20 protein-coding genes and 2 pseudogenes are annotated in these 26,099 nt (G+C 42.7%); 9 read left to right on the forward strand and 13 right to left on the reverse strand.

The features are described 5' to 3' along the window. Nucleotide 1 precedes the first annotated feature (1 nt). From AACU32_RS39270 to AACU32_RS39290, 5 genes are all read right to left on the reverse strand, one after another. Entirely contained in the window at nucleotides 2–2,923 is a 2,922-nt protein-coding gene (locus tag AACU32_RS39270) for an ATP-binding protein (protein WP_096607599.1), read from the reverse strand. Nucleotides 2,924–3,411: 488 nt separating this feature from the next. Beyond that, entirely contained in the window at nucleotides 3,412–5,463 is a 2,052-nt protein-coding gene (locus AACU32_RS39275; RefSeq protein WP_096607600.1) for a ribonuclease catalytic domain-containing protein, read from the reverse strand. A 218-nt stretch (nucleotides 5,464–5,681) separates the two neighbouring features. Continuing rightward, on the reverse strand, nucleotides 5,682–5,897 hold the full coding sequence (rpsR, locus tag AACU32_RS39280) for a 30S ribosomal protein S18 (RefSeq protein ID WP_096607601.1): 216 nt from the start codon (nucleotides 5,895–5,897) through the stop codon (nucleotides 5,682–5,684). A 2-nt stretch (nucleotides 5,898–5,899) separates the two neighbouring features. Then, nucleotides 5,900–6,094, reverse strand: coding sequence for a 50S ribosomal protein L33 (gene rpmG, locus AACU32_RS39285; protein ID WP_096607602.1), 195 nt, complete (start codon nucleotides 6,092–6,094; stop codon nucleotides 5,900–5,902). A gap of 43 nt (nucleotides 6,095–6,137) precedes the next feature. Continuing rightward, complete coding sequence (locus AACU32_RS39290) at nucleotides 6,138–6,695, reverse strand: RDD family protein (RefSeq protein WP_096607603.1); 558 nt, start codon at nucleotides 6,693–6,695, stop codon at nucleotides 6,138–6,140. 297 nt (nucleotides 6,696–6,992) lie between these two features. On the opposite strand from AACU32_RS39290, the gene AACU32_RS39295 reads away from it, so the two are divergent. From AACU32_RS39295 to AACU32_RS39315, 5 genes and pseudogenes are all read left to right on the forward strand, one after another. Beyond that, nucleotides 6,993–7,238, forward strand: a complete 246-nt coding sequence (locus AACU32_RS39295) for a hypothetical protein (protein WP_096607604.1) — start codon at nucleotides 6,993–6,995, stop codon at nucleotides 7,236–7,238. A 27-nt stretch (nucleotides 7,239–7,265) separates the two neighbouring features. After that, entirely contained in the window at nucleotides 7,266–8,567 is a 1,302-nt protein-coding gene (locus AACU32_RS39300) for a molybdopterin molybdotransferase MoeA (protein WP_096607605.1), read from the forward strand. Between the two features lie 235 nt (nucleotides 8,568–8,802). After that, on the forward strand, nucleotides 8,803–9,225 hold the full coding sequence (locus tag AACU32_RS39305; protein ID WP_096608375.1) for an HNH endonuclease: 423 nt from the start codon (nucleotides 8,803–8,805) through the stop codon (nucleotides 9,223–9,225). A gap of 5 nt (nucleotides 9,226–9,230) precedes the next feature. Next, nucleotides 9,231–10,223, forward strand: a pseudogene (locus AACU32_RS39310) (RNA-guided endonuclease InsQ/TnpB family protein); the annotation flags it as partial. Nucleotides 10,224–10,505: 282 nt separating this feature from the next. Further along, complete coding sequence (locus tag AACU32_RS39315; protein ID WP_096607607.1) at nucleotides 10,506–10,841, forward strand: helix-turn-helix transcriptional regulator; 336 nt, start codon at nucleotides 10,506–10,508, stop codon at nucleotides 10,839–10,841. 127 nt (nucleotides 10,842–10,968) lie between these two features. On the opposite strand, the gene AACU32_RS39320 is transcribed toward AACU32_RS39315, so the two are convergent. The 4 genes from AACU32_RS39320 to AACU32_RS39335 all read right to left on the reverse strand — a co-directional run bounded on the left by AACU32_RS39320 (nucleotide 10,969) and on the right by AACU32_RS39335 (nucleotide 14,662). After that, entirely contained in the window at nucleotides 10,969–11,652 is a 684-nt protein-coding gene (locus AACU32_RS39320) for a polysaccharide deacetylase family protein (RefSeq protein ID WP_096607608.1), read from the reverse strand. Between the two features lie 603 nt (nucleotides 11,653–12,255). Further along, complete coding sequence (patX, locus tag AACU32_RS39325; RefSeq protein ID WP_096607609.1) at nucleotides 12,256–12,492, reverse strand: heterocyst-inhibiting protein PatX; 237 nt, start codon at nucleotides 12,490–12,492, stop codon at nucleotides 12,256–12,258. 110 nt (nucleotides 12,493–12,602) lie between these two features. Next, the gene (locus AACU32_RS39330) at nucleotides 12,603–14,369 is read right to left on the reverse strand and encodes an FAD-dependent oxidoreductase (protein WP_096607610.1); all 1,767 of its coding nucleotides are present in this window, start codon (nucleotides 14,367–14,369) and stop codon (nucleotides 12,603–12,605) included. Between the two features lie 92 nt (nucleotides 14,370–14,461). Further along, nucleotides 14,462–14,662, reverse strand: coding sequence for a hypothetical protein (locus AACU32_RS39335; RefSeq protein WP_339378635.1), 201 nt, complete (start codon nucleotides 14,660–14,662; stop codon nucleotides 14,462–14,464). Between the two features lie 161 nt (nucleotides 14,663–14,823). Here AACU32_RS39335 and AACU32_RS39340 point away from each other — a divergent pair, with 161 nt between their 5' ends. After that, nucleotides 14,824–15,870, forward strand: a complete 1,047-nt coding sequence (locus tag AACU32_RS39340) for a zinc-dependent dehydrogenase (protein WP_096607611.1) — start codon at nucleotides 14,824–14,826, stop codon at nucleotides 15,868–15,870. Nucleotides 15,871–15,918: 48 nt separating this feature from the next. Here the strand turns inward: AACU32_RS39340 and AACU32_RS39345 are convergent, their stop codons facing one another. Continuing rightward, nucleotides 15,919–16,194, reverse strand: coding sequence for an HNH endonuclease (locus AACU32_RS39345; protein ID WP_339378636.1), 276 nt, complete (start codon nucleotides 16,192–16,194; stop codon nucleotides 15,919–15,921). A gap of 453 nt (nucleotides 16,195–16,647) precedes the next feature. Continuing rightward, nucleotides 16,648–16,836 (reverse strand): annotated as a pseudogene (tnpA, locus tag AACU32_RS39350) (IS200/IS605-like element ISNsp3 family transposase); the annotation flags it as partial. Nucleotides 16,837–18,031: 1,195 nt separating this feature from the next. Between tnpA and AACU32_RS39355 the strand changes: the two are divergent. Next, a complete protein-coding gene (locus tag AACU32_RS39355; protein ID WP_096607612.1) occupies nucleotides 18,032–18,211 on the forward strand; it encodes a replication restart DNA helicase PriA in 180 nt (59 codons plus the stop codon). A 95-nt stretch (nucleotides 18,212–18,306) separates the two neighbouring features. Here the strand turns inward: AACU32_RS39355 and AACU32_RS39360 are convergent, their stop codons facing one another. Continuing rightward, nucleotides 18,307–18,483 (reverse strand): DUF6887 family protein, encoded by a 177-nt coding sequence (locus AACU32_RS39360; protein WP_339378637.1) that lies wholly within the window; start codon nucleotides 18,481–18,483, stop codon nucleotides 18,307–18,309. A 77-nt stretch (nucleotides 18,484–18,560) separates the two neighbouring features. Beyond that, nucleotides 18,561–19,607 carry a 23S rRNA (adenine(2503)-C(2))-methyltransferase RlmN gene (rlmN, locus tag AACU32_RS39365; RefSeq protein ID WP_096607613.1) on the reverse strand — a complete coding sequence of 349 codons (1,047 nt, stop codon included), beginning with the start codon at nucleotides 19,605–19,607 and terminating at the stop codon, nucleotides 18,561–18,563. A 168-nt stretch (nucleotides 19,608–19,775) separates the two neighbouring features. Here rlmN and AACU32_RS39370 point away from each other — a divergent pair, with 168 nt between their 5' ends. Then, a complete protein-coding gene (locus AACU32_RS39370; protein WP_096607614.1) occupies nucleotides 19,776–21,893 on the forward strand; it encodes an AAA-like domain-containing protein in 2,118 nt (705 codons plus the stop codon). Further along, the gene (locus AACU32_RS39375; protein WP_339378638.1) at nucleotides 21,886–26,085 is read left to right on the forward strand and encodes an AAA-like domain-containing protein; all 4,200 of its coding nucleotides are present in this window, start codon (nucleotides 21,886–21,888) and stop codon (nucleotides 26,083–26,085) included. Before AACU32_RS39370 ends, AACU32_RS39375 begins: the two co-directional genes overlap by 8 nt. The last annotated feature ends 14 nt before the right edge of the window (nucleotides 26,086–26,099 follow it).

The raw sequence follows: 26,099 nt of genomic DNA on the forward strand, positions 1-26,099 counted from the left end.
TCTAAACAATGTTTATTTTTGCTTGATTTCGTAAATTATTGCGTATACTTTCAATAGTCCGAAAGTCTTTTTGTACTACAGGCTCGTCAAATCTTGACCACATCTCACGCCAGTAACACCAAGCCAAATCAAGCTCTTGTTCAGAACTAATACCTGTAGCTTTGATTGCTAGTTGAACAAGTTTATCTTTTTGGAGTATTGCTGCATCTCTATCTTTATTTTGAGCAGCAGTACATAAATTTTTATAAGTTTGTTGAAATTCTAATTTAGTCTGTTCAGCAGCTAAAAGAATTTGTTGTTTGAATTGACAACTAGAGGCTCCTTTACATAGAGAACAATCTAGAGATTTATCGGCTGCTACAGCTTCTTTACTCCGAAATTGGCTCATATATTCTCGGACTTGTTTATCGGAAGACCGAGGCTGAGGATGATCGTCAAATCCACACCATTGATTGTCAATCAAAACAGGTGTTGGTTTATCTTTATATACAGGAACATCAATAAAAGTCGCTTTTTGTAGCCCTGTGTAAAACACAGCCGCCCGCCCAGGTTCGCATTTACCGAGATAATCTCGCTGTTCTTCACTCATAATCATCGCATTAGCGATCGCCTCTCGGTCATGGGCATCTCGTAATTGATGGGCTATTTGCACATTGGTGTTTCGCATTGCATCCCGCGCTAACTTTTCGGGACTTTGATCGGCAATAATTAACCCTTCTCCATAGGCTCTCACCTCAGCTAACATATTACAAAAAGCCTGGACTGCTCTAGCTTTGACATCAGATGCTCCACCTTCCTGAGTTCCCATAGATGCAACATTAGCCAGAACATTATGCGCCTCTTCTACCAAGGTGATATGAATTAAATCTTTGCTCGGATTGAGTTCTCGATATTCCCGCAATAATGTTAATAAAAACATCATCACTAAGGATTTATCCTGTTCATTCAGGTCATTCAGTTCTAAAATTACCGGATGGTTAAATAATTCCTCAGCACTAGGATGAGAAAGAGATTGACTAAACATTAAACCTTTACTTCCCATCAGCAAAGGTTTAATTCTGCCTTTAATTGCCGCTTCTAAATTACTTTTAACTTCTCCTAGATAACCGCGATTTTTTAATACTTCCTCGACAGTTTCATAAAAATTACCTATCGTCGGAAACTGACGCGGATCTTGCCCTGGATTACTACCATAATCAGTGAGTTGCCAACCCTGCTGACGATAGACAATTTCTAAACTTTCGGCAATTACTGAAGGTAAAGGGCCAACGTGAGGTAATGCACCTTCAAAGCAAGTTTGTAAATTAGCAATGTGAGATTCTACCCTTACCCCTGAAATTAACTCAAAGGGATTAAAACGTAGAGGAGAAATAGTATCATTACCTAAAGTATAAATCCGCAGTTTTCCAGAAAAAATATCTACATTCCGCAATCCCCGATATTCTTTTTTTGCTGACTCAATCACTAAAAAGGGAATTTGAAACTTACGGTAAAACTGATCTAATAAATATAAACTCGTGTTACTCTTACCACTACCAGTAAAGCCAGTAATAAAAGCATGTTTCGTAAAGGCATTTTTTGAGACATAGGCTCTACCGCCCACATGAAACTTACCTAAATCAATCGCATCTGCGGGAATAGTTTCTTTACGAGGCCCCGGATGAAAATCCGGCGGACGTTGTTTTACAGGAATACCGGGAACACCACCCTGTACCGAAACCGGAAACCGAAACGCACAAGCAGCACCCCGCCCATCCAACAGATAACGTAAGCGCAGTAAGTGAGAATGGGGGGCATTTTGGGAATGAATTGGACTAATTAAGGGCGTGAAATCTAGATACTGACAGGCTATTTGCAAGTAAGAATCATTTGCATAGTGAATGACCTTGGCTCCTGGGGGGATAGCTTCAGTTTCTCCTAAAGGCGGCTCATCAGATTTTTCTTCCCGGAGAGTAGAAGCAAAAGCATAAGCAACTTGTTGAGCCGCAGCTGCATCATCAGAACAACAGAAAATTGTAGCTAAAAAAGGATGGGTGAGTCGTCGCAGTTCAGCCGCATAGATTCGTGATTCCCAACGCAGTTGAGGATCAGTTTTATTTTGAGAAGGGCGCACTTGCGGATTACCAAAATTCAATCCTTTGGTTTGCATACTAGCAATACTTTCCGCTTCCCTGGCTATTTCTGCAATTAAAGCTTGTTCCGCAGAAGATAATTGCGTCGGAGCCAGCAGAATACAGATACTCACTGGTGCATTTTGAGCTGCGATCGCATTAAATGGAATTAAGAATGTACCCCCAACCCCCCACCAAGGACGAATTCCATAAAGATAAGGTTTTTGTTCTATCTCACAAGTAAACTCTTTGGGAATAGAAAATTTATCCTCTGGGTTATTAGGAGAGTTACCAGAAAAGTTACTTCTTTGTCCAGCAGGTTGATTGATGGGAGTATCTTTTCTAATAGGAGTGAGAACTTCTTCCTGGCAAACTTCAAAATAATGACTATAAGTCTGAGCCTGAGCAAGAAAGTGTAACTTTTGACTAGTTAGTAATGTTGGCTCAAATCCAAAATATTCCAACATTCTGTGTAAATCAGCCAGCAGAATTAGAGCTTGATTTTGACCTTCCGAATTTGCAGAAGTATGTAATCTTCCTAGTATGTAAATATCAATACTTCTGTCAGTTATATTCAGATCAAATCTCAGTGCATAAGTAACATCATTTTTGCTGCGCCATAAGCCAGATACAAATTGTGTCCAGCGTCGGCAATGTTCTACAATCCGTTCTGACGGTTCTTTTCCCAGTAATGTATGGTCTAAAAGAAAATCGGGTAGAAAAGGAATTTGTAAGCCAAACAAGTATCCTGTAGTCGGTTTTTGGCTAGCGTTAATATAGAGTAAATTGGAAGAACTTGATTGATAGTTCATACCTTTAATTCATATACAAGCTACATCACCTGTATCCAAAATTACTTATTTATTTTTACAGCTATGTCAGATTAAATACTAACTAATATCCTGATATTTTTATTTTTTCAAGAAAGGTTATGTAAAAAATTAAATTATCAACAATCTAATTTTTCCTAATAAATATAGATAAAAATTTATTTTTTTTATGAAGATACGACTGCTAATTTAAAGGAAAGATAAAACTGAGGAAAAAATAAAATTCTTGAAAGATGCAGTTGGTAGCTAGACTGTATAACCTACTACGCTTAATTTCAACATAATTGCAGTAAAACCCAACAAACAAATGTTGGGTTTCATTACTGATACTATTGGCGAATTATTTCTTAACCTTGGAATATTCAGATAAACCCATTGTTTGATGAGATGTTGGGTTTCCTTACGTCAACCCAACCTACAAAATTTTAGGTTTCTAACTCTAAAAATTACAAATGACTAATGACCAATACTTAATTCAATGCTTCTTGATAAATTATCTCTTGAAAATGAATCATATCTTTTTGCGGGTCGGCAAGACTGACTTTAACTAATAAATGCTCACCTAAATTGACAGAACGTTTAAAAGACATTGGCAACTGTAATCCTAAATCTTCTAAAAGAATTAGTGCCAAATTGCTATCTTCCCGCAGCCACATTAATACTGTTACATCCCAAACTTGTTCTGGGTAACGACGTAAATACTCTAAAGCATAATATCTATTAGTTTGCCGTTCTACCATTGTCACTTCTTGAGTGATGCTGGTGACAGTCATCATCACCTCTTTGAGTTGTTCGGCGGAGAATGGTAAAACTTCGCCACGCAAATGGGCTTTGAGTTGAAAATGGGTGAGTAAATCGCTGTAGCGGCGGATGGGAGAAGTCGCCTGAGTATATGTATCCAAACCCAAACCGGCGTGACGCACAGGGGTAATACTCATTTCGCTTTTAGGCATACAGCGACGCATAGCACAGGCGCGGACAAATCCGGCTGGTAGCAGCAGTAATTCTTCTTCTGGGGGTAATTCTGGCTGTGGCTGACCGCGAAATGGTAAGGGTATTTTATGCGCTTGTCCGTAGCGGGCTGCAACTTCACCAGCTAAAATCATCATTTCTGCTACCAGTTGTCTGGATGGGGAATCATCCAAAATATCGATGCTGATTTCGTCACCTTTGACTTTGATCGTGGCTTCTGGCATGGTGATGCTGATTGCGCCTTGGTTATAGCGCCAAGTTCTCCGCCGCTGTGCCCAAGTTGCGATCGCGGCAATTTCTGCTTCTCCTTGTACTCCTAATTGCAGCATCTCATCTACATCTTCGTAGGTGAGGCGGTAAGTTGGCTTGATCAAGCTGGGATGAATACTATAATCTTCGACTCTGCCTGTAGGATCTAAAATAATGCCAAAGCTGAGGGCGCAACAAACCCGTCCCTGTACCAGACTCATCGGCCCGGTTGCCAAAACTTCCGGGAACATGGGTATCATCCCTGTAGGCAAATAAACTGTGCTACCCCTTTTCCTAGCTTCTAAATCTAAGTCATCCTCTGGCGCTAATAACCGGGTAGGATCGGCGATATGCACCCACAAACGTTCCCTACCATCGGGCAGCAATTCCCAGCTCAGACCGTCGTCGATTTCTGTGGTACTTTCATCATCAACTGTGTACACTTTTAAATGAGTCAGATCTAGACGGTCTGTATCTAGATCTGAGGGTGGGGAATCCAAACGCTGTTGCGCCACTTCTAACACCTTGCTAGGAAATTGAACCGGAATTGCCGAACGACGCAAAAACAAATTTTCATTGGGACTCCACCAACCCAAATCAAGCAACAGTTGAAATGCTCCTTGGGGCGTTGCTTGGCGTCCCAGCATGGTCATTGTTTCTAATACTGGGCCTGGGGGAGGGTAGGCCCGAGACAAAGAATCATAATTTACGCCCATACGCACGACATCGGCGAGGAGGGCGGCATATTTTTCTATTGCTTCTAAACGCTGCCGATCTTGACGTTGCCAATCTACAGATTCACCTGCTATGGCCTGTTCTACACGCGCTAAAAATTCTTGCTGTCCCTTAGCTTTTTGGGATTCTACTTCTAACTGGTGTTTGCGTTCTGCTACCTGAGTTGTTGTCCGGGTCTCATAAGCGTCTCCTTTTTGCTTGAAATAAAGTTTGTCCTCTGATAACAAGCAATGGGCGGCGTAACAATGCGGCGCGTCTGATTCGGAAAACAATAGATTAGCCATTTGTGATGGGGTGACTGGTTCCCCATCCTCAACTAACAATTCCCAAGCTACTTCCAAGCTTGATGGATCTAGATATGGCTGTACCTGTTCTAGAAACTTAGGAATGTCCGATGGCTTGTAGGTTTGTCCGTTAACGGTATAAGTAATTTGTCTAGGCGCGAGGCTGTGGGATTGACCGCGTTCATCTACCACAAACCAACGGGTTTTCCCGTCTGGGCGGTCTACCACTCCCAGGCGGCGATCGCCTTGAACCCTAAATTCAACTAGCGTCCCCTTCTCCACAACTCTCGCAATTAATTGGTTAACTAATAAATTTTAGATTTTGGATTGAATATTGACTACTAAATCCAAAATCTCATGATTTTTTCTCTGCAAAAGATGATTTTACACTGACTTAAGGAGATTTTAGATTCTGGAATATGAAAATTTGCAGCCACTTTCATCATCAAAGCAGCTGCTTCAGTTCATCCATCATCTAAAATTCTCAATCGCCACTCAATTTAACCTTCTGCGTTGATGAAAGGCAACAAGGCTACAATTCGAGCACGTTTAATTGCTAATGTCAAGTCTCTTTGTTGCTGAGATGTTAGCCCAGTAATTCGCCGGGGCAGGATTTTTCCCCGCTCGGTGATAAACTTCCGCAACAAATCAACATCTTTATAATCGATTGGTTCTCCCGGCTTAATCGGAGATAGACGACGACGATAGTAACTCATTTTTACTTAATTTCCTTGTGGACTGTGTGTGTATTGCAATGGGTGCAGAACTTTTTGAGTTCTAATCTGCTAGTGGTGTTGCGCCGATTCTTCATTGTCGTATACCGGGAAACACCAGGAGAGCGCTTGTTAGCGTTAGTGCGACATTCGGTACATTCTAGTGTCACTATGATGCGGACACCTTTACTCTTAGCCATAATCTTACAAACCGTAAAGCCTGGAGAGAATTAACACAAATGACTATCTTCTCACATTTCGTTGGATCTTATCAACTATTCGCTTGATTTTTATATCGAGCGAATAACCACGACGCGAGGAAACTATGGTAGTTCTAGCATAGCGGTCATGCAATGCCTGACGCATTTGCTGATCGTAGAAGGCTACGCCACAGTCAATAGCCAGGGGAAGTACTAGCAGTATAGCAGTGGGATTGGCACTAATATTGCCTAGAGCAATGGAGATAAACAGCGCACCCACACCAATGATCGTTTCTCGTTTGACAAGTGCTAGTAACTCTGGAATTCTACCGACTATTTGCCCATCTTCGACTTCCAGCACCTTGAGGTCAAATGCCCAACGCCCTAAGCTTTGGCCTTGATTGTTATAGACTACTAGCACTCGTAAAACTAACCAAGATATCACAAACACGAGAATTTGAACAAATTGAATACCTGAGTTGTTGCTTCTCAACAGAGAACTGATTAACCAAACACCTAGGAAATCTAGCCCTAACGCCATACCGCGTCGTCCAATCTCCGCCTTGGGATAATGTTTTTGGGGTACTCTGGCAATAGTCATAGAATATATTAAGGATTTTTTAAGTATTTTTATCGATGCTAGAAGAATTAATTATTGCTATTAGTTTTAATATTGAAGTGAGCGTTTAAGTACTGGCTCAGTGTTCGATAACCGGAAAACAGCTAACTTAGTTAAACAGTAAAGCTAGGGAAAATTAAGAATATAGCGTAGAATCACAGATGAGTCTGGTAAGTAAATACTGAATTAGCTAGTGGCATAATTGCCAACAACCAGGGGTAATACTTGGTCAAAATGATCACGTTCAGCAATTATTTATATTTTTGAGGGTTATCGCCAATGAAATTCATCAACACAAAAGCTGTACAAATCCCAGTTAGTACAATCATTTCCATACTAACCGCCATTAATGACCGTGATTATGCCCGATTAAAACAATTACAAACAGGCTTGGTCAAGCAGCATGGGGTGGAAGTTTGGCAGGATGTTTTTGGTTCTCGTGTCTTACCAGCATTAGATCAACAATCCAATAGATGGTTATTAAACGTTTTGTGTAATGGGGAAACCGCTAGTGCGAGAATGTAAGGAATAGCGTTAATTTAGGCGATCGCTATGCTTTCAGTCAGCGATACACAAGCAGTTATTTTAGATTTAGTCCAACCACTAGATCACCAAAGTGAGACAGAAGTTGTAGATTTATTCGCCGCATCTGGGCGGATTTTGGCAACCCCAGTCACCAGCAACCTAGACTTTCCTCATTGGGATAATTCGGCAATGGATGGTTATGCAGTGCAATATACAGATGTAAAGCACTGTAGCGCCCAACAGCCAGCAGTTTTGGAAATTGTTGAGTCAATTCCTGCCGGATATCAACCCCAGTCTACAATTGGGCAGGGTCAAGCCGCACGGATTTTTACAGGCGCGGTGATGCCAAAGGGTGCGGATACTGTAGTTATGCAAGAGCGGACAAGCCAAAAAGAGAATCGCGTCCATATTTTTGCTGCACCACAACCACAAGAATTTGTGAGGCGCAAAGCATCTTTTTATCAAGCTGGGACACAATTATTACCAGCAGGAATTAAATTGAGTGCGGCGGAAATTGGTGTTTTAGCCGCAGCCCAATGTCCTCAAGTGAGTGTTTACCGTCGTCCTCGTGTAGCAATATTTTCTACTGGAGATGAACTGGTAACCCTTGACCAACCGCTAGCCGCCGGACAAATTGTCGATTCTAATGGGTATGCACTAGCCGCTTTGGTTAGGCAAAGTGGAGCCGAACCGTTAATGTTAGGCATTGTTAAGGATGAGCCAGCAGCGCTGCAAAAAACAATTGCTGACGCGATCGCCAATGCTGATTTAGTAATTTCTTCCGGTGGGGTTTCCGTAGGCGATTATGACTATGTTGACCAAATTTTAGAAACATTGCAAGCCAAGGTTCATATCCGTGCTGTGGCAATGAGACCAGGTAAACCCCTCACAGTTGCCACATTCCCTCAAAGCCCGCACCTCCGGGTGGGGCTAGAAGAACAAAGCCCGCCTGCGCAGGCTAGTAATAATGAGAAAGTTATTATATATTTTGGGTTACCAGGAAACCCGGCGGCTGTGTTGGTGACATTTTTGCGATTTGTGCAGCCAGCAATTAAAAAACTGGCTGGATTGGCGCAGGGGTGGGAAGTAGAGTTTGTCAAAGTGCGATCGCATCAAGAATTGCGATCGGATGGCAAGCGTGAAACTTATGTTTGGGGAAAATTACAGTTAATTGATGGCGTTTACGAATTTCATAAAGCTGGTGGTAGCCACAGTTCGGGAAATTTGATTAACTTAGCTCAAACCAATGCCCTGGCTGTGATCCCAGTGGGTAAGACTTTAATTTCTCCAGGTGGAGAAGTAGAAGTTTTACCACAAAACTGGGTTTAAAGCCCGGTTCTAAAGGAGCGGCTTTTCTTCCTGTAGTCTATCAATCCAGTCTTCAATCAACTGAGTCATCGTTTTGCGCTTTTGTTTAGCAACTCTTCTTAATTTTTCAAGTCTTTGAGGGTCAACCCGTACACTCAGTCTCTCTTTCATGCTGCTATCCATCGGCTACCCATTTATAATATCAATTGACGGCGATAACTGGGTATTCTCCACCCCGCAGGAAAGTAAAAACCCAATGCGACTTTTTAGCCACGCTGATACACCTGTAGTTAGGCATATAAAAGTAAAAGGTGAAGCCAGTCCATACAATGGCGACCTAGTATACTGGAGTTCAAGAATGGGCGCACATCCAGAAATGCCTAAAAAAGTGGCGACACTTTTGAAACAGCAGAAAGGAAAATGCACTCACTGCGGATTGTATTTCAGAACCGAAGACCTATTAGAAGTAGACCACATAATACCCCGGAGTAAAGGGGGAAAAGATGAATACAAAAATCTTCAGGTACTTCACAAACACTGCCACGACACCAAAACAGCTAAAGATGGTTTAGCTGGAGGTATGCACTTGGACAAGCACCAAATTATTGAGGAGCCGGATGAAGGGAAATCTTCACGTCCGGTTTTGAAGACGAGTCGCTCTGGTGACGGAGCGGCTTAGTTTAATATTTAAACTGTGCAAAGCTTCAGTCCCATATTGCAAAGTTAAGAAAGCGTAATTCTTTCTGGCACTCGGTAGGTTCTCAAGCAGTGCAAGATATTTGTCAACGCATTGAGAAAGCCTATCAATTGTTCTTTAAGCATAATAAAAAAGGAGTAAGACCACCAGGATTTCGGAAGGTAATAAAATACAAGTCATTCACTCTTAAACAAGCTGGTTATAAGTTTTTAGGAGGGAATAAAGTAAAAATTGGTAATCGAGTTTATCAGTTTTGGAAGTCTAGAGAGATTGAGGGAACAGTCAAGACTTTAACCATAAAACGTACACCATTAGGTGAGTTGTTTATGGTTGTGGTTGTTGATGATGGCAGCAAACAAGAAGTTGAAGTTAAGACGGGTAAAATCGCTGGCTTTGACTTTGGACTCAAGACATTTCTCACTTGCTCTGATGGTACTAGAATTGAGTCTCCCCAGTTTTTCAAGCAATCCCTAAACGCCATTAGAAAGGCAAGTTCGCAACATTCTAAAAAGCTTAAAGGCTCATCTAACCGAGAACGAGCTAGAAAAAACCTAGTACGCAGATACGAGGACATTTCTCATCGTCGGCGTGATGGTGCGTGGAAGCTAGCACATGAGTTAACCGATAAGTTTGATATTCTCTGTTTTGAAACCTTGAATCTCAAAGGGATGCAACGTCTTTGGGGTAGAAAAATATCAGACTTGGCTTTCGGTGAGTTCCTACAAATATTAGAATGGGTTGCCAAAAAGAAGAATAAACTGGTTGTTTTCATCGACCAGTGGTATCCCAGTAGCAAGACTTGTTCTAGTTGTGGACATATTCTAGAAATTATTGATTTATCTGTTAGAGAATGGCGTTGTCCTTCCTGTCAGTCAGTTAATGGAAGAGATGAAAACGCCGCACGTAATATTCAAATGGTTGGGGCATCAACCATTGGGCTAGGTGATGTAAGTCGGGCTGTGCCTGCTATTGCTGTTTGACCCCAGAATCCCCACCCTTGAAGGGTGGGGAGTATGTCAAAGACGATGTTTTGAAAATGGGGTATTGGGTATTGGGCATTGGGCATTGGGCATAGTTCACAATTTTCTTTGTCTCCCTTGTCTCCCTCATCCCCCTTGTCTTCCTTGTCTCCCTTGTCCCCCCTCATCCCCCTCATCCCCCTAGCCAATCAGATCAAAATTTTTTCTGGTGTTTTTTTAGCGCCGCTTTTTTTTGGTGCTAGGATCTACGTCTATAAATAACCAAAAACAAGTGCTATAGCTGTGAAACAAAAGCCAAAACCAAGGATCGCTTTGCTTCGGGAAAAAGCAGGGCTAACCCAGCTTGAGTTGTCGCGTCTTGTTGGCGTGACTGAAAGCACTATCCAGAACTGGGAAAGCGGGAGGACGGGGACGGATCATATTGAAAGAATCATTAGGTTTTGTAAAGCTCTTAATTGCCAAGTAGAAGACCTAATTGAATATATGAGCGATTCCCCAAAACAACCAGAAGCACAACCAAGTTCATTAAGTGAAATACATCATCTCTTGGGAACTGAGGAACCTGCCCCCGCTACCAGTACTGAGGCTGAAGTCGCGCCAATGCAACATCTTAAGTAAGGGAACTCCAAAAAATAAATTATTCCGTTAAAGTTGTTGACTGTTGACTGTTGACGGTTCACAGTTAACAGTCAACGGTCAACGGTGAACAATCGCAATGGAATTTTTTTAACTTAGAAGTTCCTAATTACGAATTGTTAATTTTGCCCTGCTGGTAAAAAGTATCAATAGTCACAAATTTATAGCCTTGTTGTAGCAGTTGAGGGATTAAAATTTCTATTGTTGCGGCAACATCTTGACCGCCATAAGCACCATCATGTAAAACAATAATTGAACCGTTTTGCACTTGAGAGAAAACACGTTGTGCTACGGTGGTGACTCCTGGTCTAGTCCAATCAACAGGGACAACGCTCCACATGACTGGGCGATAATTCCACTGAAGCAGAAATTTTAAAGTTTGGGGTGTAAATAAACCGTTGGGTGGTCGGACATCTGTTACTTGTTCAGGTAGGAGATTGCAAGCACTATAAATAGCAGCTTGGGTTTTTTCTAAACTCTGTCGCAGTTCCATTGGGGACAACAGGGGAAAAGACCGATGATCGTAGCCATGCAATCCAATCCAGTGTCCGCGATCGCATACGGCTTTAGCAATATCTGTTGAACGGTTGACACAAGCACCTAACCAAAAGAAACTAGCCTTAATTTGATAACGGTCTAAAACAGCCAGTACTTCCGGAGTGTACTGGGGATGAGGGCCATCATCAAAGGTGAGTGCGATCGCCCGAGAATTTTCATCTCCACTCCACAGACAGTTGGTAAATCTTGGCTGGAGAAGACGATACAGAATCGGCAAGAGGGGAGCAAGTTGCATTTTAATTGTATTTGCTACTGTTACTCGCTGGTGATGCAGCTATTGCACAAGTTCCGCAAAGCGGGTTTGCTTTTTTTGAGATCAAAGTCTTGTTCTGATCCTGACAGATTGCAAAACACTTGTGTTGAAACAGCACACTTCTACCGCATTCAGGAATAACATCTGAGATTGCAAGTTGCCACCACTTGGTTAAGCTGTCTATTAATTTAGAGTAAATTTCTCTATCAACTGGGTGACGGTATCAAACTAGAGATGGGCTGGGTAAATGATTGGAATTGATCGAACTCACAAGCCCTTGATTAGAACCGATCACCTCAATGAAATACTTGAGAACAAAGGAATTAGAAGCAGTAAACGCGGCTTTTAGAGGAGTTGGTGATGCAATCAATACATGCACTTGGATTTTTGGCACATTCGGAATATCAGGGATGCAACGGACTATATATACACAACTTACGGTTAGACTACTGGACAAATGCTGAGACTCTATGTGTGTTGACTGTCATATCTTTACTAAAAAAATTCTGTAAATCATGTTAAGTACAACACCCGATTGCTCTGTAATTTAACTCCCCAAAGACAAGAAAATAGCAGCTAAAGTTGTTAAACAGCAGAACGGACATTTCCGTGATACTCCATTAACTCTCTACGCCCGCTACCACGATGGGGTGCAGGTTTTTCTGGTTGACTGGGTTTGGTTTTGGGTCTGGTTGAGAGCAAAGGTTGCGTAACAGCAGAAGCTACGAACATATTTGACATGAGATTGATCATTGCTTGAGAGCTAAAAACTAAGGTAGCCATTACAAGACTAGAGGCTAAAAGTGAAACTACAGCACGCATAGCAGATGTTTATTTTAGAACTCGCTAATTCACTGCTACTTAGTTTTTATTAGTGCATCCGGACAATTCCCTAAAAAGTATTGTTTTTTACAGAATAAAAATAAAGTTGCTCAAATCTTTATATTTTCGACAAGTAACCAATTACCAGCAGGATTGAGGCGACCCCAAACTGTGAGCAATTGCTTATGGTTACAAGCTTGTAGTTGTAAATCGATATGCGATCGCAAAGTCACAAGCTGCCAAGTTTCCTGTTTACATGCTTTTGGCGAAATTATCCTGAATCTGTAATCCTGCGGATCTAAGAGATGAAATACACCTGTGTAGGAATTGTTCAACCGTGTTGCTACTGATTTATTAGTCTCGTAATAATACGGAGATGATGATGAAGCTGGATAAATGCCATCAAGCGGATAGCTTGCGGGATTGTTTAAATAATTTATTTGCCACCGCATCCACTGAGGCTCGTCAGGTGTTGAATTAAACAATGGAATAACTGCCGCAGGCGATCGCTGGTCTTGAAGTAAAGCTGTTTGCAGTGCTTTAACTGGTAAATCACGCGGTTGACAATTCAACTCAACGCACATAGCCGCAGCCATTCCCGCAGCTTGACCAATACCCATGACTACAGGTTGTAATCTAGTCGCCCCATTGGCAATATGAGAAACAGAAATATTCTTTTCGCAGACTAAAAAATTATCTGTGGTGGTGGGAATGAGGCTGCTGTAGGGAATTGTGAAGGGTGTTCCCGTCCAGCGTCCGCCCCAGCGAAGCGATTTAGGTTGTAGCGGAAAGTTGAAGCTTGGATAATGATGGTCGTTGGGATAGTTAGCGATCGCAATTGTATCTATATTTAATGATGCTACCTGCCCCCCAGGTGCAGGTAAAATATCCTGTTCTGTCACAGTTTTTATTCCCACCAAGCGCCGACTTTCTCGGTAATAGGGATGCAATGCAAAAGCTGTCGGGGAATGGGGAAACACCTGTGTAGCCAAGCCGTAGCGTCTACCAAGCTGATTTTGAATAAAATGGGCGAAATTTTGACTATGCCAGCGAGATTCTTGAATAAACTCATCTCTGCTAGCTTTTGACTCTACAAGTCGCCCTAAACCTTCGCCGTAGTCATTACCGCATATCGGCCAATTGATCATCAATAAACCGCCTGGTAAGCGCCCGTAATTCATAAATTGTTCTGCACCATAGCCATCCCAAGCACCAGCAAACATAGATGGATCGTAATTTGGTGCAGGTGAGATTTCTGGGGCGATATCTGTACCAAAATCTTGCATCAGCACCACCCCAGTCGGCGCTTGTACAGGATATTTTTCCGTGAGATGATTGGGGTGTTCTGGGGCGCTAGGTTCTTGCCATTGCGATCGCCATTCCCAACCCCAACGATAAGGAATCTCAGCCAAAGCCAATAAATCGCCTAATTCTGTACCATCAAGAGTAATTTTGGCTTGGACAATAAAATCCGCAAACCTCACGCCAGTTACACAACTTCCCTGACGCAAAACCTCTAAGGGAACTTCTTTATCAATCCAATGCAGATTTGGTAACTCTTGCACCCAATCAGCAAAAATCTTCGCCCCAATGCGCGGATCGAAACTAAAAAAGCTTACCCAGCTATGATCTAAACCTTCTGGCTGACGTTGCTGTAATTCTCGTAAAAACTCACCCCACAACCCCGTCTGAAAAGCTTCTAATTCATTTCCATCGGGGACAGATACCCCAGCCGAGGTTAACATTCCCCCTAGCCAGGAAAACTCACTCACTAGGATAGTTTTCGCCCCACGTCGCGCCGCTTGAATCGCCGCTGCTGTACCGCCAACTCCGCCACCCACAACTAAAACATCAGCTTGATATATCTGATTCAGCACTGATTAACCCCATTCATTGTTCGAGATATTTTCTCTGAATAGGGTAAATCAGACAAGTTAGACCATTTTGTAGGGGCGGGGTTTCCCCGTCCTTAGAGTTTCCAGAAAATCGGCGATCGCATTGTCAGACGATACAATGCCATTGTCACTCGATGCGATCGCTTGACTTTTAAGACATCTCTCTTCTCACTCGGGGAGACGCTACGCGTAGCTTGCTTAAGAGTAGGAGTACGAGACGCTTCGCGTTGGCGGAAGCCTCTCGTAGAGAAGGCGTTCTTGGCGGTTCGTAACAAAAAATAAAGCGCATCGTCATGGAGAATTGGTATCCTGAATCAGGACATTAAAGCTTTCCCAGTTGTTAGCCAAGCTTGAAAACAGAATAAATCTCAAATCTGATAGCTTAACGTTGACCACTAATGTTACATCTAATAACGTTGAGAGGTGAAAAACCAACGTGAAAGCACAGGTATTTAGAGGCGTAAATCAACTTTCCTACGAAGAAATCCCAGTACCGACTCTGGAACCGGATGAAGTGCTGGTTAAGGTACAGGTAGTAGGATTGTGTCAATCAGATATTAAAAAAATTCGTTATCCCCTATACGAACCCCCGCGCATTTTTGGTCATGAAACGGCGGGTACGATCGCATCTGTGGGTGATAATGTCAAAAATTGGCAAGTGGGACAAAGGGTGGCGGTAATGCACCATATTCCCTGTATGCGTTGCGCCTACTGCCTGAATGAAAATTATTCCATGTGTGATGTCTATAAAAATATCTCCACAACAGCCGGATTTAACGCTAGTGGTGGCGGTTTTGCCGAATATGTCAAAGTACCAGGACATATTGTGCAAAATGGCGGCTTGATTCCCATTCCCGATGATATCAGTTTTGAAGAAGCGAGTTTTGTTGAACCGACTAACTGCTGCTTAAAGGCGGTGAAAAAAGCGCAAATTGCACCGGGACAAACTGTGTTAATCACTGGTGCGGGGCCAATTGGCTTAATGTTTATCATGTTGGTGAAGTATTTCGGCGGTAGAGCGATCGCTACCGATTTACTACCCTCTAGAATTGAAAAAGCTTTAAATGTTGGTGCAGAAGCGGCTTTTGATGCGCGTGATGCCGAATTAAGCGCCAAAATCCATGCTATCACTGATGGGTTGGGTGTTGATGTGACCTTACTAGCCGTCCCTAGCGAGAAAGCATTCTTTCAGGCTTTGGATTGTACTCGTAAAGGTGGCAAAATTCTCTTTTTCGCCGAGTTTCCCGACGAAGTGCAAATTCCTATCAACCCAAATCTGCTGTATCGCCGCGAAATTGACTTAATGGGCAGTTATAGTTCATCCTACCGCCTGCAAAATCTCTCAGCCGACATTGTATTTAATCGGCGGATTGATGTAGAAGCCTTAATTAGCGATCGCTATCCTTTACAAAATTTATCACAAGCCGTAGAGCAAGCGATCGCCCCCACAGCGGAAACCTACAAAATTTTGATTTATCCCTAGATGACTGGGCATTGGGCATTTGTCATTTGTCATTATTCCTTTGTTAAACTAAGCGATTTCCTCACGAGAACCGCTCGTCTTCAGAACCGGACGTGAAACTTTCGCTTCATCCGGCTCCTCAGTAATCAGGCTCTTGTCATGAGTACCTCGATTACCTGTTATTTCAGGCTTAGGTTTGGCACTGTTACAGCCAGATTTGTTACCCAGACTGCCATCAGAGGCGGTCTTTTCATCGTGGCAATGTCGGTGTAGTAATTGAAGGTTTTTATATTCACTCTTTCCTCCTTTTGACTTACTATTAACCTTTAGAATTCCACTTTCCACCGGGTTTGTTTAGAGAGGTTGTAGGTCAAAACTCGATTGCCTACCTTTTATCCTTTGCCTTTTGGCTCCAGCGTTCTCAGTCCTTTTCGCTGGTTGCATCTCACGATAGTTCAGTCGTGGGTTCAGGTACGTTACCTTATTCATGGGTTCTTTGCTTGCCCCGCACTGCCTTGGACTAGGAGTGTGGAGGCGCTTTCATCCCCGCTACAGGCTTTGATGGCTAGTCTCAAACCTGGGGGACGCGCTGTCACCTGACCTCTACAGGGGAGGGATTTACACCCTCATGGTCATTCAGTTGTCAGGGCTTAGTTCCAACCAGTACGAGAGGTTGGTTTCTCCTGCGGATAATCCCTACCTAGTAATAGGTATTTCTATCCAACGAATCGCACCGAGTCTTGATGCTTCAAGCCCCCGTGCTTTAGCCAGCGATATAAGCGAACAGGATGAATTTATTCATCCGTGATGTGGGTCGTTGATGTACTCTAAAACTTTCTGAGTGCTGACCTTGCCAGTAGTATCAAACATATATGAATGTGTCCACAAGCTAGGTAGTTTCATCAATTCTGGAAACTCTTGCCTTAAATATCTTGACGACCGACCCTTAAAAGCTTTAACCACTTGAGATATTGAATGATGCGGGTCAAGCCCACCAGAATACTTGAAAAAGTTGCTGATAAATGGGTAATGAGGTATGCGTAAAAAGCACCAAGTCATTGAGAGCTGATTCGTAAAGAAAATCTTAAGGATATCCAATTGATTGCTGGGCAAGACTTTCAGAGAATAAACGCTTGCTTGGCTTAAACTCCTGAAACCCTTACGAATCAAAGACTTTACTCTAGTTTACAAATTAGCTCTGAGGAACCGTGTGAAGGGAAACCTTCATGCACGGTTTTGAAGACCAACGGGGTTGGTGACAACCTCGTTGAGTTTAATGCTACGCCAGCAATCGCTGTTTGAGCCTAGAATCCTCCGAATTCAATTCGGGGAAGTATGTCAACCAATCGATATATTATTTTAAGTTCATCGTCAGGACTTCAGTCCTGATGATAATTTTTTGTGAAAAATTTCTATTGCATTGCTCACTCAAGAGCTACACAAAAATAAATAAAATTATGTAGCGAAAAATAAACTTTTTTAAACATCTCTTCTCCTGCGGCTGATTCCACTTGACCGTAGTTGCTTCATGGCGAGAAACTCGTCCGCAAGGCTACACGAATGACTAATGACTAATGACTAATGACAACCCAAGCCACTTATGTTGAATTACGCCAACCTACCAAAGGAAGAAGTCATGGGTAATTGATAACTGGGACATCCCATTACCTACTACCCATTCCCCATTACCCATTACCAACAACTAGCCTAGCAGACATAAGCTCTGCTCTGAATCATGAATATTGGAAGTTTTAATTAAATTGTTTGACGACAATGTCATCTCCATCTCCAGTCGTAAAAATATTAAGTAAAGTTTAAAGTGATATTTTTGTGCCTAAATATACAGTATTTTTCTGTGTTTAACTTTTTGCTATTAATATACAGACTAGTGCGAGAGATCACTGCAAACTAGTTTATATCGAGGCATTATGAATGGGGATCAGTAAATTTCTAAATAGGAGCTTTGCCAAAAATTAATTTATATATCTAAAGTGAGATGTTAAACTGGTAGAACAGTTAGGATAATAGATAGAAAATAAGGGCGACTTTTTAAAATTTGAAGTTTGTTTAAAGAAATCAGGCGAATTATACAGGCTTTTATTAACTTGTCTTAAATCAGATATTGACTAGTTTGATTGGCTGTCTTTAATTATCATCATTCATTACAACCAGGGATTTAAAAATGCAGATAGTACAACAAATTTGCTGCCCCAACTGTGGCAGTAAAGCCGAACGTCACTATATTTCAGATAGTCAAATAACTCGCACCCAATGCCCAACTTGTGACTACTTAATGATCACTTGCACTCGCACTGCTAGAGTCATTGAAGCTTATGCCCCTGGTATTCATGCCAAGATGTAAAATTTTTGCCCTATCTATTAGCTTCAACTTTTAGTTTTGATAAAAAAGAGCGTTGTGTTAGCAGCACAACGCTCTTAATATTAGTACTAGATTCTCTATGCTTGCTCACGCTGACGCTGAATAATTTTAGGCAAGTCTTCAATTTTGAGCGGTTTAGCATTAGCTTTTATCCGATCCGACAACTCATAAAAAGCTTCATTGTCGTCAGGATGCTGCAAGACGTAAGCCCTCAATTCTGCTTTAGGCATTGTCTTAAAATCAGGTTTGGTCATAACTTATTTGGTATTAGATCCCCGACTTCTCAAAGAAGTCGGGGATCTGGACAAGGCGAATTTTCACAAAAAATATTTTAATTTTTACTGGCTCTGAGTTGTCCACAAGCCGCATCAGCTTCTAAACCACGAGAGTAACGGACGCTGACAGCAATAAATTGCTGCTTTAAGACATTGACGAAGGCTTGAATGCGATCGCTGTTGGGGCGTTTGTAATCTACTTCTTGAATCGGATTGTAGGGAATTAGATTCACATGGCTTTGGAAACCACGCAAGCGTTTTGCTAGTTCTAAGGCGTGTTCTGGTAAATCGTTCACGCCAGCGAGAAGTATGTATTCAAAACTAACGCGGCGACCAGTGATTTCCACATATTCCCGACATTCAGTCAGCAAATCTTCAATGGGGTAGTTGCGGGCGCTGGGAATTAGCTGTTCTCGGAGTTTTTGGTTGGGCGCATGGAGACTAACAGCGAGAGTAATTTGTAACTGGTGTTCAGCTAACTGACGGATGCGATCGCGGATTCCCACAGTCGAGACAGTTAGCGATCGCGCTCCTATACCCACGTCTTGATTTAAGGATCTCAAAGATTCCAAAACATTCTCAGTATTTAACAACGGTTCACCCAGTCCCATAAATACTACATGGCTGACTCGTTGCTGAAAATCTTCTTGTACTGTCAACACCTGATCGACAATTTCATGGCGTCCTAAATTCCGCTTGAAACCACCTTTACCAGTGGCGCAGAAATCACAAGCCATCGGACAACCCACCTGAGTAGAAACACAAACTGTTAAACGCTTATCGCTGGGGATACCAACGGTTTCCACAATTTGTCCATCTGCGAGTTGTAATAGATATTTAATTGTGCCATCCGGTGCAACAGCGCGGTGGTGTATCGTGGAACGCCCAATGGGGATTTGTGCGACTTCCCCACGCCATTGTTTCGAGAAAACAGAAATATCAGCTAGAGATCGCACTCCCTTGTGATATATCCAGTCATGTAGCTGCTTACCTCGATAAGCAGGTTGTCCCTGTTGCTGTACCCAAGCAGTCAATTCAGCAACGGAAGCACCTAGTAACGGGGGAGTCAAGTCAACTGGAGAAATTAGCGGCGTCACAGACATAAATAATCACAAATTGATGCGAAGATCTCTATCCTATAACTTCTGTCTTTGCTAGAGGTTAGTTACATTAAGATTTTTAGCGATTTTTGCCTAAGTCCTGAATTAGCGTGTAAAACGACAAAATTTGGATATATTCTCAGAATATGGTCATATTGTCAATGTGGTCTTGTGAAAAAGATTTTGATTCTGGCTGCTAATCCCAAAAACACGAATAATTTACGTCTAGGTGAAGAAGTACGAGAAATTACAGAAGGGTTGATGCGATCGCGTAGGCGAGATCAGTTTGAAATTGTCTCACGGTGGGCGGTGCGCCCTAGAGATTTGCAACGCGCATTATTGGACTATGAACCGCAAATTGTTCATTTTTCAGGGCATGGTGCAGGTACTCAAGGATTAGTTTTAGAAAATGATGTAGGCGAGGTGCAACTTGTCAGTTCTCAAGCTTTGGCGGGGCTATTTGAACTGTGTAAAGAAAATGTTGAGTGTGTGTTGTTGAATGCTTGCTATAGCGAGGTACAAGCAGAAGCAATTTTTCAACATATTGATTGTGTAGTTGGGATGAGTCAGGCAATTGGCGATCGCGCAGCAATTGATTTTGCTGTTGGGTTTTATGATGGGCTAGGTGCAGGAAAATCTCTGGAAGAAGCTTTTAAATTTGGTCGCAGTGCGATCAACTTAGAAGGTATTCCCGAGTATGACAGACCACAACTCAAGCAACGGTCATTATCTGCTCAAAAAGTTTCGCCAACTCCACGAAAGCGGATTTTTATCAGCTATAAACGCAACACAGAAACTGATGAAAAAGTTGCCATGCAAGTGTTTCAGGCACTTAGGCAACAGCATGAGGTGTTTATCGATCGAGAAATGCTCGTGGGTACGCCTTGGGCACAAAGAATTGAAGCTGAATTGCAACGGGCAGACTTTTTAATTGTTTTTCTCTCACAACGAGCTGTTCATAGTGAAATGGTAGAAGCCGAGATTGAAACAGCATCTCGTCTGGGAAAAGAGCAGGGGGGACATCCCGTCATTTTACCAGTGCGTCTGAATTATCGAGAACCGTTTCAGTATCCACTGAGTGCTTATCTCAATGGCATCAACTGGGCATTGTGGCAAACAGATGAAGACACACCCAGTTTAATTGAAGAGTTAAAACGGGCGATCGCAGGTGATACTCTTTCCATCAATACAGAAAAATCTAAAGCCGACTTACTGCAAATTCCCCCACAACCATGTTTACCGCGCCCATCTCCCTGTGCTCAACCGATACCCTTGGAGATGACAGAGGGGACAATGGACTCAGAATCACGATTTTACATTGAACGCCCCCAAGATGCGATCGCGCTGACAACAATCCAACGCCAGGGAGTCACTTTAACAATCAAAGGCCCCCGTCAAATTGGGAAAAGTTCCTTGCTGATGCGGGTGATTGATGCAGCGATGAAAGTCGGTAAAAAAGTAGCATATATAGATTTTCAATCATTTGACCCAGAAGCCCTCACCAATGCAGACATTTTTTATCAACAGTTTTGCACGATTTTAACTGAACAACTGGGAATGCCCAATCGCACAGCAGAATTCTGGCAACAAGGGGTAGGTAACAATCAGCGTTGCACCAGTTATATCCAGTCTTATGTGTTGAAAGAATTGGGTGGTTCTCTGGTTTTGGCGATGGATGAAGTGGATCGGATTTTTGATACAGAGTTTCAATCAGGATATTTTGGCATGTTGCGTAGTTGGCACAATAACCGTGCTTTACCTTTACCTAGTATGCGGATTTGGAAACAGTTTGACTTGGCTTTGGTGACTGCTACTGAAACCTATTATCTGATTCCGAACCTGAATCAATCTCCATTCAGTGTAGGTGAAGTTATTGAGTGTAAGGATTTTACATTAGAACAAGTTGCCGACCTTAATCAAAGGCATTGTTCTCCTCTGACACAGTTGCAAGAAACCCAACTGATGAGATTATTACATGGTCATCCTTATCTAGTGCGACGGGCATTGTATGTAGTTGCTAGCCAGCAATTTTCCGTAGCCGAACTGTTTGCTCAAGCAAGCAGCGATCGCGGCCCCTTTGGCGATCATCTGCGGTATCATTTATTCTGCATTGACAAAAGAAAAGACTTAGTGCAAGGGTTGCTTCAGGTAATTCGTAACAATACCTGTCCAGATGAGCGGATTTACCGATTACTAAGCGCAGTAGGCTTGATTCGACGTGAAGGGCAAATAGTTGTGGCGCGCTGTCAACTCTATGCCGACTACTTCCGGGAGCATTTGCATGGCTAACCCAAACATTTACACCGTTGGCGGTACTGTCCAAGCAAATGACCAGGGGTTGTACATTTCTCGACAGGCAGATCAAGAGTTACTCAAACTTTGCCGCACTGCTAGCTTTGCCTACGTCCTCACTCCCCGACAGTTGGGAAAATCTAGCTTAATGATTCGCACGGCAGAACAACTGATTGAGGAAGGTATTCAATGTGCGATCGTTGACATCAGTGGTGTATTAGGCACCCAAGTAACTGCTGAACAATGGTATAAAGGGCTGCTTGATGCCATAGCAAGTCAACTCATGCTGAATACTAATACAAATCAGTGGTGGGAGGAGCATAACCATTTAGGCATTACTCAACGGCTAACTTTGTTTTTTAAGAATGTATTGCTGGTTGAAGTAGCGACTCCAGTAGTAATTTTTATTGATGAAATTGATACTACTCTTAGCCTGGATTTTACTGATGACTTTTATGCAGCCGTTCGTTACTTTCACGTTGCCCGTGCCACCAATCCCGAATTTCATCGCCTTTCTTTTGTTTTGATTGGTGTAGCTACACCAGGCGATTTAATCCGCGATCCAAAGCGTACACCCTTTAATATTGGGCAACGAGTAGATTTAACAGATTTTACCTTTGAAGAAGCATTGCCTTTAGCAGCAGGCTTAGGATTACCCCATGAAAATGCCCAGCAAGTATTGCAATGGGTTCTGAAATGGACGGGAGGACACCCAAATTTAACACAGCGTCTTTGTCGCATTCTTGCCGATCGCAATCAAGCAGATTGGTCTGAGACCGAAGTTGATCGTATTGTAGATAGTACCTTTTTTGGCAATGCCAGTCAGCAAGATAATAACTTGCAATTTGTGCGGGATATGCTGACTAAGCGCGCCCCACATCCACTGGAAAAAGAAGTACTCAATGCCTATCTTCAAATTTATCGAGGCAAATTTCCCGTAACTGATGAAGAACAGTCACTCGTCAAGTCTCACCTAAAGTTATCTGGAATTGTGCGGCGAGAAAACACACGGTTGCAAGTACGTAACCTAATTTATCGCCAGGTTTTTAATGTGCGTTGGATTCGGGAACATTTGCCTGAAAGCTTGTGGCAACGCTTGAAGCCTGCAATGCCTCTAATTGTCAGCTTACTTATTTTTTCAGTTGCTATGGCAGCCCTCGCAACTTATGCAGAAGCTCAACGCCAGGAAGCTAATTTACAGCGCCAGAAAGCAGAGGAGAATGCTCAAGAGGCTAAAAACCAGAAGGATGTTGCAGAAAATCAACGAAAAATAGCATTAGATGCTCAGAAGAATGCCGAAGCACGCCGCAAACAGGCAGAAATAGCCCTTCAAAAGGTAGAAACAGCTCAAAAAGCCGAAGCCAAACAACGTCAACTTGCAGTAGATACCCGTAACATTGCTGAACAACGTCGCCAACAGGCAGAAGCAGCCCAAAAATCTGAAGTACAACAACGTCTACTTGCAGTAGATGCTCAGAAAAATGCCGAAGCACGTCGCAAACAGGCAGAAACAGCCCAAAAAGTTGAAGCACAACAACGCCTAATAGCAATAGAAGCTAACAAAGTTGCTGTACAACGCCAACAAGAAGCAGAAATAGCCCAAAAATCTGAAGCACAACAACGTCAGATTGCTGAACAAAAAACGAAAGAAGCACTTGCAAGAGCCTCGCTATTTGAAGCTTTGACAATACGAGATGAGTTTCCTCAAAAGAGCTTACTGTTGACTCTAGAAGCTATAAAAACTTGGAAATTCAGTTATAAAGAAATTCAAAATTCTTTACGTAGGCTTTTATTTCAAATTGGCGGTACTCCGTTGATTGGACATGATAAACCAGTGGTTGCTGTGGCCTTTAGCCCCAAAGGAAACTGGTTAGCTACAGGAAGTAAAGATGGAACAGTGCGGCTGTGGGATAAGCTCAATCCAGATAAACCCGCGATTGTTTTACGAGGAAATACAGGTGAGGTAAAAGCTGTTGCGATTAGTCCTGATAGTAAATGGTTAGCGGCAATTAGTAATGACACTCACATTCGCCTCTGGGATATTACTACACCGAACTTCAACACTGCGCCTCAAATTCTCCGAGGACATAGCAAGCCAATTAACGCATTATCTTTTAGTCCTGACGGCAAGTGGCTAGCAACAGCCGGTCAAGATGCCATTGTCGGGCTATGGGATATGAAAACTCAAGTCCCTGGCTCGAAAATGATTCCATTAAGAGGTTATAAATCTAAGGTTTTACAAGTCGTTTTCAGCCCTTCTGGGCGATGGTTAGCCACAGGTGAATCAAATAACGTTATAGGTGAAAGTACTAGCATCAATGTACAGTTGTGGAATATGACAGCGATTAGCTCCTCTGCAACACCCATAATTCTCAAGACTAAGGAATTAACTGAAAGTAATATTTTGGGGCTTGCTTTCAGCCCTGACGAAAAGCGTTTGGCAGCTGCTATATCCTATACTGTGCAAGTTTGGGATTTAACCTCTAAAAACTTAACTACCACCCCAGCCACAATCATAGGTACAAATAATGGATGGATTAGCTCCATTGCCTATAGCCCTGATGGTCGTTGGTTAGCAACAGGTGCAGGTACCACTGAGGTAAAGTTGTGGGATATGCAAAGTCTAAATTCTTCGCAACCCAAATCGTCATACTGTAAGACTGACACCAATTATCCGGTTTGTCGCTTTATTTTACGGGGACATATTGGTGCTGTTGTTGGAGCAAATTTCAGTCCTGATAGTACGCGGCTAGCAACAGCCAGTCAAGATGGAACAGCTAGGTTGTGGGATATCACTGACCTCTCAATATCACCTATCGTTCTTCAAGCACATGAAGGATGGATCAATGCAATGACTTTTGACGCAGAGGGGCAATGGTTAGCGACTGCTAGCGAAGACAATCAAGCTCGATTATGGAAAGTTCCTAACGTCTTGAATGACCCAATTATTTTGTCGGGTGTTCATTTGGTACGAGCAGTTGCAATTAGTCCCGATCGCAAGTGGATAGCATCTAATAGTGGCGACAACATCATCAGACTATGGAACACAACTGATCTAATGCGTCCACCTATCTTACTAACTGGACACAAATATGTTATCTACAGTCTAGCTTTCAGCCCTAATGGCAAATTGTTAGCTTCAAGTAGCCCCGATGGAACTGTCCGGTTGTGGGATATGACCAATCTTGCTAAACAACCACATATCCTCAACGGGCCGGGTTTCTGGAGTATGGCATTCAGTTCTAGTGGTAGGTGGTTAGCTGCTGGCAGCTATGACGGTACTGTACAGGTATGGGACATGAAACAAGCCAGTTTACCAACTAAGCCGAGCTTTGAGCGCAATACTCAGAATTTGGGAGTGCGATCGCTTGCCTTTAGCCCAGATGAGCATTGGTTGGTTACTGGTGGTAATATAGGGGGTTGCAGTGACAGAAGTACCTTAGTTTGGGATTTAACCAACTATAATGCCAAACCCATTTCTCTACTTGGTCACTGCGATGTAGTTGCAGATGTAGCGTTCAGTCCGAATAATCGTTGGGTAGCAGCAGCAGGTTGGGATGGTAAAGCTATGCTATGGGATATGACTGCTACTAACCCCTCAGCTAACCCAAAAATTATTAAATTTGATAATCGCGTTTCTCAAGTTGCGTTTAGTCCAGATGGTCGCTGGTTGGCTGCTGGTTCTTGGGATCAAAAAGTGCAGTTACAGGATATGAATAATCTTGCCAAAAAACCAGCTCTGTTGGCAGGACATCGTGGGGGTGTTTATGGTCTAAAATTCAGCCCCGATAACCAATGGTTAGCAAGCTCCAGCGATGACCATACCATTCGCTTGTGGAATCCCAACGACAGCACTGCTGCACCCATCGTACTACGCGGACATAATAGCGTTGTTAGTCCTTTAGCCTTTAGTAATGATAGCCGTTGGCTTCTCAGTGGGTCTGATAGTGATGCTCGTTTGTGGCGGGTGTCTTACAATAATGATGACTTAATCAACATTGCTTGTCGCACAGCCGGACGCAACTTAACTCCTCAAGAGTGGCAAGAAGCTTTCGGCAAAGAACCCTATCGTCCAACCTGCCCAAACCTACCTGCTAGCCAAGTCAATTCTTCCGGTACAGCAGCTAATAATTCTTTAGGAGTCATCTGGCAAAAATTTCAAGATGCGATCGCATCTCTCATAGATTAATTAAGATTTGCAAA

Source organism: Calothrix sp. NIES-2100 (genome assembly GCF_963875285.1).
Taxonomy (GTDB): domain Bacteria; phylum Cyanobacteriota; class Cyanobacteriia; order Cyanobacteriales; family Nostocaceae; genus Aulosira.